12 protein-coding genes are annotated in these 14,178 nt (G+C 37.1%); 10 read left to right on the top strand and 2 right to left on the bottom strand.

What is annotated here, in order from left to right; translation table 11 throughout:
• Positions 1 to 163: 163 nt before the first annotated feature.
• The gene (locus tag ACFSW4_RS12145) at positions 164 to 382 is read right to left on the bottom strand and encodes a DUF2627 family protein (protein ID WP_377329576.1); all 219 of its coding nucleotides are present in this window, start codon (positions 380 to 382) and stop codon (positions 164 to 166) included.
• Between the two features lie 135 nt (positions 383 to 517).
• Between ACFSW4_RS12145 and ACFSW4_RS12140 the strand changes: the two genes are divergently transcribed.
• From ACFSW4_RS12140 to ACFSW4_RS12105, 8 genes are read left to right on the top strand one after another with little or no spacing between them, the layout of a single operon-like run.
• Positions 518 to 2,569, top strand: coding sequence for a sigma 54-interacting transcriptional regulator (locus ACFSW4_RS12140; protein WP_377329574.1), 2,052 nt, complete (start codon positions 518 to 520; stop codon positions 2,567 to 2,569).
• Between the two features lie 24 nt (positions 2,570 to 2,593).
• Positions 2,594 to 3,493 (top strand): bifunctional enoyl-CoA hydratase/phosphate acetyltransferase, encoded by a 900-nt coding sequence (locus tag ACFSW4_RS12135; RefSeq protein ID WP_377329580.1) that lies wholly within the window; start codon positions 2,594 to 2,596, stop codon positions 3,491 to 3,493.
• 23 nt (positions 3,494 to 3,516) lie between these two features.
• Positions 3,517 to 4,617 carry a Leu/Phe/Val dehydrogenase gene (locus tag ACFSW4_RS12130; RefSeq protein ID WP_054755008.1) on the top strand — a complete coding sequence of 367 codons (1,101 nt, stop codon included), beginning with the start codon at positions 3,517 to 3,519 and terminating at the stop codon, positions 4,615 to 4,617.
• A gap of 11 nt (positions 4,618 to 4,628) precedes the next feature.
• The gene (buk, locus tag ACFSW4_RS12125; RefSeq protein ID WP_377329578.1) at positions 4,629 to 5,726 is read left to right on the top strand and encodes a butyrate kinase; all 1,098 of its coding nucleotides are present in this window, start codon (positions 4,629 to 4,631) and stop codon (positions 5,724 to 5,726) included.
• A gap of 4 nt (positions 5,727 to 5,730) precedes the next feature.
• The gene (gene lpdA, locus ACFSW4_RS12120) at positions 5,731 to 7,152 is read left to right on the top strand and encodes a dihydrolipoyl dehydrogenase (protein ID WP_377329571.1); all 1,422 of its coding nucleotides are present in this window, start codon (positions 5,731 to 5,733) and stop codon (positions 7,150 to 7,152) included.
• A 17-nt stretch (positions 7,153 to 7,169) separates the two neighbouring features.
• Positions 7,170 to 8,174 carry a thiamine pyrophosphate-dependent dehydrogenase E1 component subunit alpha gene (locus ACFSW4_RS12115; protein WP_054755007.1) on the top strand — a complete coding sequence of 335 codons (1,005 nt, stop codon included), beginning with the start codon at positions 7,170 to 7,172 and terminating at the stop codon, positions 8,172 to 8,174.
• A gap of 2 nt (positions 8,175 to 8,176) precedes the next feature.
• On the top strand, positions 8,177 to 9,160 hold the full coding sequence (locus tag ACFSW4_RS12110) for an alpha-ketoacid dehydrogenase subunit beta (RefSeq protein ID WP_054755006.1): 984 nt from the start codon (positions 8,177 to 8,179) through the stop codon (positions 9,158 to 9,160).
• A gap of 18 nt (positions 9,161 to 9,178) precedes the next feature.
• Positions 9,179 to 10,450, top strand: a complete 1,272-nt coding sequence (locus ACFSW4_RS12105) for a dihydrolipoamide acetyltransferase family protein (RefSeq protein ID WP_054755005.1) — start codon at positions 9,179 to 9,181, stop codon at positions 10,448 to 10,450.
• Positions 10,451 to 10,486: 36 nt separating this feature from the next.
• Here ACFSW4_RS12105 and ACFSW4_RS12100 read toward each other — a convergent pair whose 3' ends face one another.
• Entirely contained in the window at positions 10,487 to 12,214 is a 1,728-nt protein-coding gene (locus tag ACFSW4_RS12100) for an ABC transporter ATP-binding protein (protein WP_377329569.1), read from the bottom strand.
• 184 nt (positions 12,215 to 12,398) lie between these two features.
• Here ACFSW4_RS12100 and ACFSW4_RS12095 point away from each other — a divergent pair, with 184 nt between their 5' ends.
• Both ACFSW4_RS12095 and ACFSW4_RS12090 read left to right on the top strand, forming a co-directional pair.
• Positions 12,399 to 12,830 (top strand): BrxA/BrxB family bacilliredoxin, encoded by a 432-nt coding sequence (locus tag ACFSW4_RS12095; protein ID WP_377329567.1) that lies wholly within the window; start codon positions 12,399 to 12,401, stop codon positions 12,828 to 12,830.
• Between the two features lie 90 nt (positions 12,831 to 12,920).
• On the top strand, positions 12,921 to 13,874 hold the full coding sequence (locus tag ACFSW4_RS12090) for an aromatic acid exporter family protein (protein WP_377329565.1): 954 nt from the start codon (positions 12,921 to 12,923) through the stop codon (positions 13,872 to 13,874).
• The last annotated feature ends 304 nt before the right edge of the window (positions 13,875 to 14,178 follow it).

Genomic DNA, 14,178 nt, shown 5'->3' with positions numbered 1-14,178 from the left:
TCTTTATGGAAGTTAACTATAGTTTTTTAAAAAAAATTTATAAGCTTACTATTGGCTGGTATGACAACATTTCCCGAGGGAGTCTTGCATTTTGACTACGCTAATTACACTCAATATTCGTTTATTGAAAAGCTATTTTTCTTTTGTCCCATTCTCTTTTTTATTATTTCTTTAATTTTTGTTTTCTACGATCTCGGCGTAGTAAAAATCCGCCTATAAAGCCAATTCCAATCACGACAAACAATAACCCTGCAAACAATTGCACAAATACATTTATATAGATGGAATCAATCATACCAAAAAATGAATCTCTTATTAATTTGATTCCATAAACAGCTAATATTCCAGGAAATAAAAGCATTAAAAATGCAATAATTCTCATATTTTTACCCCATTTCTACACCTTTAAGTAGTATACCATGTTTTTTTTTATAAAAAAATGAAAATATCTTGCATTTGTAAAGCGCTTACATTATGATGGAAGTGTGCAAATTTTTGCAAGGTGTAGGTGGATGTAATGCAAAATGTTGTAATCGTAGGCGCAGGTAAAGGTGGAACCGCCATTTTAAAGCTTTTTCAACAAGTCGATATGTTGAATATAAATGCAGTAGCGGATGTAGATTCACAAGCACCTGGACTTAGAATGGCTGAACAACAAAATATTCTTACATATAACAATTATGAACATGCAATTAATGATTCTGTAGATATTATTGTTGAAGCTACTGGCAATCAACAAGTATTTGATCATTTATTTAACATTAAACCAGTTCATTGTGTATTAATACCCGGCACAATTGCTCACGTGATTTATCAACTATTAGATGAAAAAGAATCATTAGTTGACCAAATTAAAAGAGATACGTCAAAGCGAGAATTAATATTAAACACCATTCACGACGGTATGATCGTCATAAACAACGATGAAGTGGTCACATTTGTAAATCGTGCAGCTAGTCAAATCCTGGATATTAATCAAAACGATATGATGAACCAAAGAATTTTGAACGTAATTCCGGATTCTAAACTACCAGATATCTTAATTTCAAAAAAACGTGAAGTCAATCAACATTTGACTCTAGAAAATGGAAAGAAAGTGATTACGACACGAATTCCGTTAATTAGTGACTCTGGTGAGTTATTAGGTGCTTATGCGGTATTTAAGGACATTACTGAAGTTGTAAGCTTAGCGGAAGAAATTACAAATTTAAAGGATATACAGGTAATGTTAGAATCAATCATTCAATCCAGTGAAGAAGCCATTTCGGTAGTTGATGAAACGGGTCATGGTTTAATGATTAATCCTGCATATACAAAGATAACCGGTCTTTCTGAAAAAGAAGTCATTGGTAAACCTGCAACTGCTGATATATCTGAAGGTGAGAGTATGCACCTTAAAGTATTAGAAACAAGGCGTCCAGTTCGCGGAGCACGAATGAAAGTCGGCCCAAGTAAAAGAGATGTATTAGTTAATGTCGCTCCTATCATTGTGGATGGCAAACTTAAGGGAAGTGTCGGGGTTATTCACGACCTATCGGAAATTGAATCTTTAACTAGTGAGCTGAAAAGAGCCAGACAGATAATACGAAATTTAGAAGCTAAGTACACATTTCATGATATAGTGGCAAAATCTAACGATATGGTTCTAGCCTTAGAGCAAGCTAAAGTAGGTGCTAAATCACCGACTAGTGTGCTTTTACGGGGAGAGCCAGGAACAGGTAAAGAATTAATAGCCCATGCGATTCATAATGAAAGTGATCGCAAACACTTAAAGTTCATAAGAGTTAACTGTGCTTCTTATGATGAAGAAGTATTAGACAGGTTGTTATTTGGAGATGAATACGGTTCACCTGAACAGCGAATTGGTTATTTGGAAGAAGCTCATCGAGGAAGCATTTTCTTAGATGAGATTGGTGATCTGCCTCCGAAATTACAATCTAAAGTCTTAAGAGTTCTGGAAGACCAAACGATTATTCGAGTCAATGGCCACAACCCTATTTACGTAGACGTGCGAATCATCGCATCGACGAATGTTAATTTAGAAAAGGCAATTATGACAAATGAATTTAATGAAAAGCTCTACTATAGGTTAAATAAATTCCCGATTAATATTCCACCATTAAGAGAAAGGTTAGATGATGACTTAAAACCGCTAATTCATCACTTGCTAAGTCATCTAAATGAAAATTATGGTCGGAATGTTAAAGCAATTTCTGAAGATGCATTAGATAAGTTGAAAAAATATAATTATCCTGGCAATGTTAGAGAGCTTGAAAATATCATAGGCAGAGCCATCATCAGTATGGACTTAGGCGAGAGCACTATACAGGAGAAACACTTACCGCCACTAAGGAAAACATCTTTTGATGACCTAGATATTATGTATGAATCTAATGAAAATCAAGTTATCCCGCTGCAGGAGGCTTTAGATGAATTTGAAAAACAGCTAATACTAGAAACACTTGAAAAAAATAATTTTATTAAAGCAAAGACTGCAGATCAATTAAATATTTCAATAAGAAATTTATATTACAAAATGAAAAAATATAACATCGGAAAGGATTCTTAAAAAGACACCATGAAAACGAAAGAAATGTCACTAGATGGATTAGTTGAGCAGCTTTGTAATATGAGAGAAAAGAAAGTTGTAGCTGTAGCAGAAGCGACTAATGTTGAAACATTAAGAGCTGTTAAGGATGGCGTAAATCGTGACCTTGCAAGTTTTAAGTTATTCGGAAATATTGAAAAGATCACAAACGCTGCAGATGAAATAGAATTAAATTTACAGAGTGAAAAAATTACTCTACACCATTCAACTTCGGTTGAAAATGCAGTCGATAAAGCTGTTCAATCAGTATCTGAAGAACGATCAGATATCTTAATGAAAGGGAATGTTGCAACGAAAATTGTGCTCAAGTCCGTATTAAAAAAGGGAACAGGATTAAGAAATGGACGAATCTTATCTCACGTTGCGATGTTCGAATTAAAAGAACGAGACCGATTATTGTTTTTAACGGATGCGGGTATGAATATCGCTCCAAACTTGGAAGAAAAAGTGCAAATTACTCAAAACGCTGTAGATGTAGTTAACAGGTTAGGAATCAAACAGCCAAAGGTAGCACCTCTTGCAGCGGTCGAAATCGTCAACCCTGCTATGCAAGCCTCTGTTGATGCAGCTGTATTATCTCAGATGCAAAAACGAGGTCAAATTACAGGTTGTATTGTAGATGGGCCACTTGCATTTGATAATGCTATTTCCTTAGATTCTAAAGAGGAGAAAGGCATCCAATCAGAGGTAGCCGGAAACGCTGATATTCTGGTCTGTCCTTATATTGAAGTTGGAAATACACTTTATAAATCGTTCACTTATTTTGCTGGCGCAAAAGTTGCAGGTATTATAAGCGGGGCGAAAGCACCAATCGTGTTAACATCTCGTGCTGATTCAGCCGAGAGTAAAATATATTCATTAGCATTTGCTTTATTAACATCTTAAAAACTTTGAGGAGGAATACAGAAATGGATATTTTTAAATATTTAGAGGAAAGCGATTATGAACAGGTTGTATTTTGTCAGGACAAAAATTCGGGATTAAAAGCAATTATTGCGATACATGATACAACATTAGGCCCTGCTTTGGGTGGGACACGTATGTGGACATATGATTCAGAAGAGGAAGCTGTTATCGATGCATTACGTCTGTCTAAAGGAATGACCTATAAAAATGCAGCTGCTGGATTAAACCTTGGTGGCGGTAAAACAGTGATCATTGGTGATCCTAAGAAAGATAAAAACCCAGAAATGTTTAGAGCTTTTGGTCGTTATATCCAAGGGTTAAATGGTCGTTACATTACCGCTGAAGATGTTGGTACAACTGTACAAGATATGGATACGATCTATATGGAAACAGATTATGTTACCGGAATTTCGCCAGAATTTGGCTCATCAGGTAACCCATCTCCTGCAACTGCATATGGGGTTTACTTAGGAATGAAAGCAACAGCTAAAGAAGCATTCGGAAGCGATTCTTTAGAAGGTAAAGTAGTAGCCGTTCAAGGAGTTGGAAATGTAGCTTATCATATGTGTAAACATCTACATGAAGAAGGCGCTAAATTAATCGTAACGGATATTAATAAAGAAGCTGTAAAACGGGCAATGGAGGATTTCGGAGCTCATGCAGTAGATCCAGACGATATTTATGGCGTTGATTGTGACATTTATGCGCCTTGTGCTTTAGGAGCGACAATTAATGATGATACAATCCCTCAGTTAAAAGCTAAAGCCATTGCGGGTTCTGCCAATAACCAATTAGCTGAAGATCGTCACGGTCAAAAGTTACATGAATTAGGTATCGCTTATGCGCCAGATTATGTTATTAATTCAGGTGGAGTAATTAATGTAGCAGATGAGTTAAATGGTTATAACAAAGAACGCGCATATAAACAAATTGAAAAAATTTATGAAAGTTTAGATAAAATCTTTGAAATTTCTAAACGTGACAATATTCCTGCGCATCAAGCTGCGGATCGTATGGCAGAAGAAAGAATTGAAAGTGTGAGTAAATCACGCAGTACCTTTTTAAGAAATGAACACAATATCATTTCTAGAAGAAACGGTTAGTGTTGGAGGAGTTGCAGGTGGAAAGCATTCGAACACTTATAATCAATCCTGGTTCAACATCAACGAAAATTGGTGTTTTCGAAAGTGAAAAAAGTGTATTTATTAAAACAATCAGACATCAATTGAATGAATTTGAGCCATTTGAGCGTCTAATCGATCAATTCAAGTTTAGAAAACAAGTCATCTTAAATACTTTAGATGGAGAAGGTTTTAACCTTTCTAAATTCAAAGCTATATGTGCTAGAGGTGGCTTGTTAAGGCCTATTGAAGGCGGAACCTATAATGTCTCAGAGGATATGGTTCATGATTTGAAGAATGGTTATAATGGCGAGCATGCATCGAATTTAGGTGGGTTAATAGCTTTTGATCTAGCCAGTGACCTAAATATTCCTGCTTATATAGTCGACCCTGTTGTCGTTGATGAAATGCTGCCTATAGCTAAGGTGACTGGGATTAAGGATATACAGAGAAAAAGTATATTTCATGCACTTAATCAAAAATCTGTGGCTCGAAAGGTTTGCGATAAGTTAAACAAGCCATATGAAAACTCAAAGCTCATTGTTTGCCATATGGGTGGAGGAATTACCATTGGTGTACACCATCATGGAAAAGTAATCGATGTTAATAATGGACTAGATGGTGATGGGCCTCATTCTCCAGAACGAGCAGGTACAATACCAGCGGGTCAATTAGTTGATTTATGTTTTTCGGGCAAATATCAAAAGCATCAAATACAAAAGATGTTAGTCGGTCAAGGTGGATTAGTTAATCATTTAGGAACGCATGATGCGATTGAAGTTGAAAAACGAATTAAAGATGGAGACGAGCAAGCAAAATTAGTGTATGAAGCTATGGCTTATCAGATCTCTAAAGAGATTGGTGCTTCCAGTGCTGTGTTAAAAGGGCAAGTAGACGCAATTGTGCTAACTGGAGGCCTCGCTTATGGAAACCAATTTATTGAAAAGATTATTCAAAATGTTGAATGGATTGCTGATGTAATGGTGTTACCAGGGGAAAATGAAATGGAAGCACTAGTAGAGGGCGCACTTAGAGTGCTTACAGGAAAAGAGCAAGCTAAGGAATATACCGTAGAAAAGAAAGGGGTATAGAGGTATGGCTTTAGAATATGATGTTGTCGTCCTAGGTGGCGGAACAGGAGGTTATGTAGCTGCTATTCGTGCAAGTCAACTTGGGCTTAAGGTAGCAGTTGTCGAGAAGGAAAAAATGGGTGGAACTTGCCTACACAAAGGGTGCATCCCTTCCAAGTCATTACTACGTAGCGCGGAAGTATTTAAACAAACAAAAGAAGCTGAACAATACGGTGTTCTAACTGAAAATACATCTTTAGATTTTACAAAAGTACAACAACGTAAAAGCTCAATCGTCGACCAATTACATAAAGGTGTCGAAGGGTTAATGAAAAAAGGGAAAATAGATGTCTTTGAAGGGTTTGGCCGTATCTTGGGCCCTAGTATTTTCTCACCAACAGCTGGAACCATTTCAGTTGAACGTAACGATGGTGAGGAGAATACCATCATTATTCCTAAAAATGTATTAATTGCAACAGGATCAAAGCCGAAATCTTTACCTGGTTTAGAACTTGATGGTGAAATGGTACTGTCATCTGATCATGCTCTAAATTTAGATGAGCTTCCTAAATCCGTTGTGATTGTTGGTGGCGGCGTCATTGGAATCGAATGGGCATCTATGCTCAATGATTTTGGAGTTGAAGTCACTGTTTTAGAATACATGGAGCGTATTTTACCTACAGAAGACAAAGATATTTCAAAAGAAGTTAAAAGGTTATTAAAGAAAAAAGGGATTAAAATTGTCACTGGAGCTAAAGTTTTACCTGACACACTTGAAAAAAGTGAACAGGTTACGATTCAGGCAGAACATAAAGGTGAACAAAAGTCATTCGTAGCAGAAAAAATGCTTGTATCTGTTGGTCGTGCACCAAATGTTGATAACATTGGTCTAGAGAATACAGATATAATTGTTGAAAAAGGCTCAATCAATACGAATAAATACTATCAAACTAAAGAATCTCATATTTATGCGATAGGTGATGTCATTGGCGGTATGCAGCTAGCTCACGTTGCCTCACATGAAGGTATTGTTGCTGTAGAACATATGGCAAATGAGGATCCATTACCAATTAATTATGAACATATATCTACTTGTATCTACTCTAACCCTGAAGTTGCAAGTGTCGGGTTAACTGAAGATCAAGCGAAAGAGCAAGGATATGATGTTAAAGTTGGTAAGTTCCCGTTTCAAGCAATCGGGAAAGCATTAGTCTATGGAGAAAAGGATGGTTTTGTCAAGATTATTGCTGACAAGGAATCCGAGGATCTTTTAGGAGTGCACATGGTTGGTCCTCATGTTACAGACATGATTTCTGAAGCAGGTTTAGCTCAAGTTTTAGATGCGACACCTTGGGAAGTTGCACATACAGTGCATCCACACCCTACATTATCTGAGGTTATGGGTGAAGCAGCTCTAGCTGTTGAAGGAAAACAAATTCATGGATAAAAAGGGGAGGTTTTAAAATGGGAAAGAAGCGTCATGAAGAACTTGGATTAACGGATGAACAAGTACTGGATATGTATCGCACCATGTTACTCGCTAGAAAAATTGATGAACGTATGTGGTTATTAAACCGTGCTGGAAAAATTCCATTTGTAATTTCATGTCAAGGACAGGAAGCGGCGCAAGTTGGGGCATCGTTTGCTTTAGATCGTGATAAGGACTATACAGCACCTTATTATCGTGATATGGGTGTGGTGCTAGCATTTGGGATGACACCAAAAGAACTATTTTTATCTGGTTTTGCTAAAGCGGAAGACCCTAACTCAGGTGGTCGTCAAATGCCAGGGCACTTTGGGCAGAAGAAGAACCGTATTCTAACAGGATCATCCCCTGTTACAACCCAATTGCCACACGCAGTTGGTGTAGCTTTAGCAGGTAAAATGGAAAAGAAGGATTTCGCTTCATTTGTCACTTTAGGTGAAGGGTCTTCAAACCAAGGCGACTTCCATGAAGGACTAAACTTTGCAGGTGTTCATAAATTACCGGTTATTACAATGGTTGAAAATAACAAGTACGCGATTTCAGTACCTCTTGAGAGGCAAGTAGCATCAGAAACAGTTGCAGATCGTGCTAAAAGTTACGGGATGCCAGGCTACCAAGTGAATGGTAATGATCCATTAGAAGTTTATAAAGTGGTTAAAGAAGCAAGAGAAAGAGCCATTAACGGAGAAGGGCCAACACTAATTGAAGCCATTACTAACCGTCTAACTGCTCACTCGAGTGACGATGATCACACAGCATACCGTGATAAAGAAGAAATTGAAGAAATGAAGAAAAACGATTGTGTTCATATTTTCTCACAATATTTAAAAGATAATGATATTCTAACAGATGAAAAAGAACAAGAGCTTATAAAAGAACTAGATAAAGAAATAAATGAAGCTACAGATTATGCTGAAAATGCACCTTACGCTGAACCGGAAGATGCATTGAAGTATGTCTATGCTGATAAGGGAGGGGAATAAGCATGCCAGTTAAATCTTATATCCAAGCGGTCACTCAAGCGATGCGTGAAGAGATGGAACGTGATGACAAAGTATTTGTTTTAGGTGAAGACGTCGGTAAAAAAGGCGGAGTTTTCAAAGCAACAGAAGGTTTATACGATCAATTCGGTGAAGAACGTGTCATTGATACACCGTTAGCAGAGTCGGCTATTGCTGGTGTTGGTGTAGGAGCTGCTATGTACGGTATGAGACCGATTGCTGAGATGCAGTTTGCTGATTTTATTATGCCTGCTGTTAACCAAATCATCTCTGAAGCATCTAGAGTTCGTTATCGTTCTAATAACGATTGGAGTTGTCCTATTACGATACGTGCTCCATATGGTGGTGGAGTGCACGGAGCCCTTTATCACTCACAATCAGTTGAAGCAGTGTTTGCGAATCAACCTGGACTAAAGATCGTTATGCCTTCAAACCCTTATGATGCGAAAGGATTATTAAAAGCAGCAATTCGTGATGAAGACCCGGTTTTATTTTTCGAACATAAACGTGCGTATCGCTTATTAAAAGGTGAAGTTCCAGACGACGATTATGTATTACCAATCGGTAAAGCGGATGTAAAGCGCGAGGGTGATGATATTACAGTTATCACTTATGGTTTATGTGTCAATTTCGCTCTTCAAGCAGCAGAAAAATTAGAAGAAGAAGGTATTTCTGCACATATTTTAGATTTACGTACCGTATATCCGTTAGATCAAGAGGCGATTATTGAAGCGGCTAAGAAGACTGGTAAAGTGTTACTGGTTACCGAAGATAATAAAGAAGGAAGTATCATGAGTGAAGTGGCTGCGATCATCTCTGAGAATTGCTTATTTGATTTAGATTCTCCTATTCAAAGACTGGCAGGACCTGATGTTCCAGCAATGCCTTATGCTCCAACAATGGAGAAATTCTTCATGGTAAACCCTGATAAAGTAGAAGAAGCAATGCGTGATTTAGCAGAATTCTAAGGATAAGGAGGTTAAATAATGAGTGTAGAAAAAATTACAATGCCACAGCTAGGCGAGAGTGTTACTGAAGGTACAATCAGCTCTTGGTTAGTTGGTGTTGGCGATGAAGTCAATAAATATGACCCAATAGCAGAAGTCATGACAGATAAAGTAAATGCAGAAGTACCATCTTCTTTTACTGGTACGATTAAAGATTTAGTGGCTAACGAAGGTGACACCATTCAAGTCGGCGAATTAATTTGTTACATTGAGGTTGAAGGTGGTTCAAGTGAAAGTTCAGATGAATCACCAGAACAAACAGAAGAACCAGTAGAAGACCAATCAACTAATCAAGATCAATCAATGAAGAAACGTTATTCTCCAGCAGTGTTAAAATTAGCCCAAGAACACAGTATTGATCTAAATCAGGTTGAAGGTTCTGGCCGAGGTGGAAGAATTACTCGTAAAGATTTAGAGAAAATAATTGATTCTGGTAATATCCCTCAAAGCGGATCTCAAACTGATCAATCAAACACTCAAGATAAATCAACAGAGGCCATTCAGCAGCCTGCTCAGTCAAATAAACCAGCTGATGTTCCATCCGCTGAAGCTGGTGATATTGAGATTCCAGTATCAGGCGTACGTAAGGCTATTGCCCAAAATATGGTCAAGTCTAAGACTGAGATTCCTCATGCATGGATGATGGTTGAAGTGGATGTTACTAATTTAGTTAATTTACGTGATGAATTGAAAGAGGATTTCAAACGTAAAGAAGGGTTTTCTTTAACTTACTTTGCTTTCTTTGTAAAGGCTGTTGCACAAGCGCTTAAAGAATTTCCTGAGATCAATAGTTCATGGGCTGGAGATAAAATTATCCAGAAAAAAGACATTAATCTATCCATTGCGGTAGCTAATGAGAATCAGTTATTTGTCCCAGTAATTAAGAATGCGGATGAGAAGAGTATCAAAGGCATTGCAAAAGACATTGTCGATTTAGCTAATAAAGCGCGCCAAGGTAAATTAACAAATGATGATATGCAAGGCGGAACGTTTACAGTTAATAACACTGGTTCGTTTGGTTCCGTTCAATCTATGGGTGTAATTAATCACCCTCAAGCAGCGATCTTACAAGTGGAATCCATTGTGAAGAAGCCGGTTTATATGAATGGAATGTTTGCTGCACGTGATATGGTAAATTTATGCTTATCACTAGATCACAGAATTTTAGATGGACTCGTATGCGGAAATTTCTTGCAGCGAGTTAAAGAGATTTTAGAAAATATGTCGAAGGATAATACGTCAGTATATTAAGTTGAAAGGCTCGGGACAAATCCCGAGCCTTTTTAGTTATTCCTTTATATCAAATTGAATTTTATGCAAGTTAGCAAATATGCCATCAGCAGATATTAGTTCCTCATATGTTCCTTGCTCTGCAATGCCATCATTTGTCACAACAATTACACGATCCGCACCTCGAATGGTAGCAAGTCTGTGTGCTATAACTAATGTTGTGCGGTTCTCAGCCAATTCATTTAGTGATTTCTGAATGACTTTCTCAGTCTGAGTGTCTAAAGCAGATGTCGCCTCATCTAAAATAAGAATTGGAGGATTTTTTAAAAACATCCTCGCAATCGCAAGCCTTTGTTTTTGTCCACCTGAAAGCTTTAAACCGCGCTCTCCTATTTGTGTATCGTAGCCTTGAGGTAAGTTGGCAATAACATCATCTAGGTGAGCTTTTCTAGCTGCTTCACGAATTTCATGCTCAGTTGCATCTTGTTTACCGTATGCAATATTCTCACGCACTGTTCCGGTAAATAGAAAGACATCCTGTTGCACAATACCTATTTGCTGTCTTAGTGATTTTTTTGTCATACCTTTGATATCGATACCATCAATTGTGATGGAACCGTTGTTCACATCATAAAACCTTGGTATTAATGAACAAATAGTTGACTTTCCGGCACCAGATGGTCCAACAAACGCAACGGTTTCACCTGTGTGGATGTTCAGGTTAATATTTTCTAATACTGTTTTATATCTATCATAAGAGAAATCCACATTGTGAAATTTAATATCCCCTTTAAGGTTTTGAACACCCTTAGCTTGCGGAGCGTCTTCAATATCAGGCTCTTGTTCTACTAAGTTACGAAAACGTTTAAAACCAGCCATTCCTTTAGGATATAACTCTAACAAGGCACTAATTTTATCGATAGGTTTGATTAAAACATTAGTAAATAAAACGAAAAGTACTAATTCTCCGTGGGTTAATTGTCCGTTAAAAACAAGCCAAGATCCGACGACTAACACGAGTAATGTCAGCAGTCTAGTCATCATATAAATACTAGAATGTGTCCATGCCATTACGCGGTAGGCACCGATTTTAGCTATACGAAACAATCCATTATCCTTGCGGAATCGATTAATCTCAAAGTCTTCATTTGTGAAAGATTGAACCACACGGACACCCGATACAGCGTCTTCAACCCGTGCGTTAACGTCAGCTATTCTCCCATACATATTACTCCAGGCTTTATTCATAGCAATGTTACAATAAGTTACGAGTGCAACTAAAAGCGGAACCATAACAAGTGCGATTAAGGCAAGAGTAGGATTAAAGTAAAACATAATGCTAAAGGCACCGAAGAATGTCATAATGGCAATAAAAGCATCCTCAGGTCCGTGGTGAGCTAATTCTCCTATATCAAACAGGTCATTCGTAATACGGCTCATAATATGGCCTGTTTTAGTGTTATCAAAAAAACGGAATGATTGACGCTGAACATGTGTAAAAAGCTCTTCACGCATATCGGTTTCTATATTGATCCCAAGCTTGTGACCTAGGTAACTAACGACAAACTGAAGAAAGGTGCTCAGTAAGTAAACTAGCAGTAGTATGATACTGACAGTTATGATTATATTCCAATCTTTATTTGGTCCTTTTAATAAATCATCGATAAACCACTGGACAGCGACTGGAAAGGCCAATTCTAGTATGGCGACGATGACAGCGCTTGTAAAATCAATTACGAATAGTTTTCTATGGGGTTTGTAGTATGAGAAAAATGTCTTAATCATGTTTTAATGTTTATCTCCTTATCCTAGAAAAATCTAACATATTATAACATTAGATAAATGGTTTGTCACAATGAACTTTTTGGTTCATACGGACATGAATATTTGCAATATAATTGAAAGGAATACATAATATTGATAGGATATTATTGAATACTTAAATATTTAGAAAAAGGAGCCATTCGGAATGGATTTTAACATTTATATGCAAGATTTCGTTAATCAAGCTCGTACTGAGATTAACGAAGCAGGATTCGAAAACCTAACAACACCTGAAGAGGTAGATGAAGCTTTTTCTCGCAAAGGTACAACGTTAGTAATGGTGAATTCAACATGTGGTTGTGCAGGGGGCGTTGCTCGTCCAGCTGCTGCTAATGCCATTCATCATGATCATCGCCCAGATCATTTAGTTACGGTTTTCGCTGGACAAGATCGTGAAGCAACAGAGAAGGCGAGAGAATATTTCGAAGGATATCCACCTTCATCTCCATCGTTTGCACTTATTAAAGATGGTAAGATTCAAAAAATGGTTGAGCGCCATGAAATTGAAAGCTCAACACCAATGGAAGTTGTTCAGCAATTACAAACATTATTTGATGAATACTGCGAAGAATATTAAGAAAAAGGTGGTTTACAGCCACCTTTTTCTTTTTCATAAGCGATATTATGCGTTATAGTGTTAGTAAAAAGAAATTAGAGAGGAACAATCATGTTTAAGATTGGTTCAAGAACGATTAAAACAGCTATTGGTGCTCCAATTTCTATCTTTATAGCACAACTATTAAACTTAGATAATTTTATCTCTGCAGCTATTTTAACTATTTTATGTATTAAAATAACTAGAAGAAGTTCTATATTAAACGCTTGGTATCGGTTTTATGCGTGTATAATTGGGCTTGCCGTATCCGCATTCATGTTTGAATTAATTGGTTACTTCCCGCTTACGGTTGGAATCGTATTATTAATATTCATTCCAATCACGGTTAAGTTAAAAATCACTGAAGGTGTCATTACCAGTTCTGTTATTATCCTTCATGTATATGGGGCAGGAGAAGTGACATTAGGTTTAATCATTAATGAGATTGTATTGCTACTTGTCGGCATAGGTGTGGCACTTGTATTAAATTTATACATGCCAAGTTTAGAATCTAATTTAGAAGAGGTTCAGAAAGATGTCGAGAAGAATTTTTCAGTCATATTAAAAGAAATTGCCCATTTTCTTAAAACGGGTGATCACTCTTGGACAGGGGCAGAACTTACAAAGGTATCACAATTATTAGATCAGGCAAGCGAACTTGCTTCTCGTGATGTTGAAAACCATTTATTAAGGAGCCATCATCCTTATTATCATTATTTTCATATGAGGCAAAAGCAATTTGAGATTTTAGAACGAATGTTACCATTAATTAGCCGAATTCATGCAACTGAGGATGAATATTACTATATCGGAGAGCTATTTGAAAATCTTTCAAAAAATGTTCAACCACAGAACACAGCGATAAAATATTTAGAACAGTTAAGCAATATTAGAAAGCAATTTAATAAAGAAGAACTACCAAAAGACCGTCAAGGTTTTGAAGAAAGAGCTAATTTGTATTTACTTTTGAATGAAATTGAACAATACTTAATCCTAAAGCGTTCTTATAAAAAAAGCGATATATAATAAAAGCCTAGTAGACGTTGTGTAACTATTCCCCAATTAGTGGACTGGTTAAAAAAGTCCCTATAACTAGGACGCTTTATCAAGGAAGTAGTTCGTATATCGCAATGGAAATACACATCGCTTTCCACGGGTACGGCGTAGGCTTCCCAAAGTTCACTTGCGTTCACTTTGGATGATTGTCAGTTCGTGCTGTTCCCGTAGGAGCATTCCTATCGAATCAGGTTTTCACCTCTTGAATTAAAAAGGGCCCTCCGTTATGATGCTGTCATAGCACAAACAAACATTCATCATAAGGAGGACCTAT

The organism is Piscibacillus salipiscarius (assembly GCF_042685285.1).
Taxonomy (GTDB): Bacteria; Bacillota; Bacilli; order Bacillales; family Alkalibacillaceae; genus Piscibacillus; species Piscibacillus salipiscarius.
The sequence above is the reverse complement of the archived record's forward strand: the minus strand, read 5'-3'. Positions and strand labels throughout refer to the sequence as shown.

What these genes read in the sequence shown, in the direction of transcription:
- ACFSW4_RS12145 (WP_377329576.1), bottom strand. Translation starts at nt 382, where the DNA reads ATGAGAATTATTGCATTTTTAATGCTTTTATTTCCTGGAATATTAGCT.
- ACFSW4_RS12140 (WP_377329574.1), top strand. Translation starts at nt 518, where the DNA reads ATGCAAAATGTTGTAATCGTAGGCGCAGGTAAAGGTGGAACCGCCATT.
- ACFSW4_RS12135 (WP_377329580.1), top strand. Translation starts at nt 2,594, where the DNA reads ATGTCACTAGATGGATTAGTTGAGCAGCTTTGTAATATGAGAGAAAAG.
- ACFSW4_RS12130 (WP_054755008.1), top strand. Translation starts at nt 3,517, where the DNA reads ATGGATATTTTTAAATATTTAGAGGAAAGCGATTATGAACAGGTTGTA.
- lpdA (WP_377329571.1), top strand. Translation starts at nt 5,731, where the DNA reads ATGGCTTTAGAATATGATGTTGTCGTCCTAGGTGGCGGAACAGGAGGT.
- ACFSW4_RS12115 (WP_054755007.1), top strand. Translation starts at nt 7,170, where the DNA reads ATGGGAAAGAAGCGTCATGAAGAACTTGGATTAACGGATGAACAAGTA.
- ACFSW4_RS12110 (WP_054755006.1), top strand. Translation starts at nt 8,177, where the DNA reads ATGCCAGTTAAATCTTATATCCAAGCGGTCACTCAAGCGATGCGTGAA.
- ACFSW4_RS12105 (WP_054755005.1), top strand. Translation starts at nt 9,179, where the DNA reads ATGAGTGTAGAAAAAATTACAATGCCACAGCTAGGCGAGAGTGTTACT.
- ACFSW4_RS12100 (WP_377329569.1), bottom strand. Translation starts at nt 12,214, where the DNA reads ATGATTAAGACATTTTTCTCATACTACAAACCCCATAGAAAACTATTC.
- ACFSW4_RS12095 (WP_377329567.1), top strand. Translation starts at nt 12,399, where the DNA reads ATGGATTTTAACATTTATATGCAAGATTTCGTTAATCAAGCTCGTACT.
- ACFSW4_RS12090 (WP_377329565.1), top strand. Translation starts at nt 12,921, where the DNA reads ATGTTTAAGATTGGTTCAAGAACGATTAAAACAGCTATTGGTGCTCCA.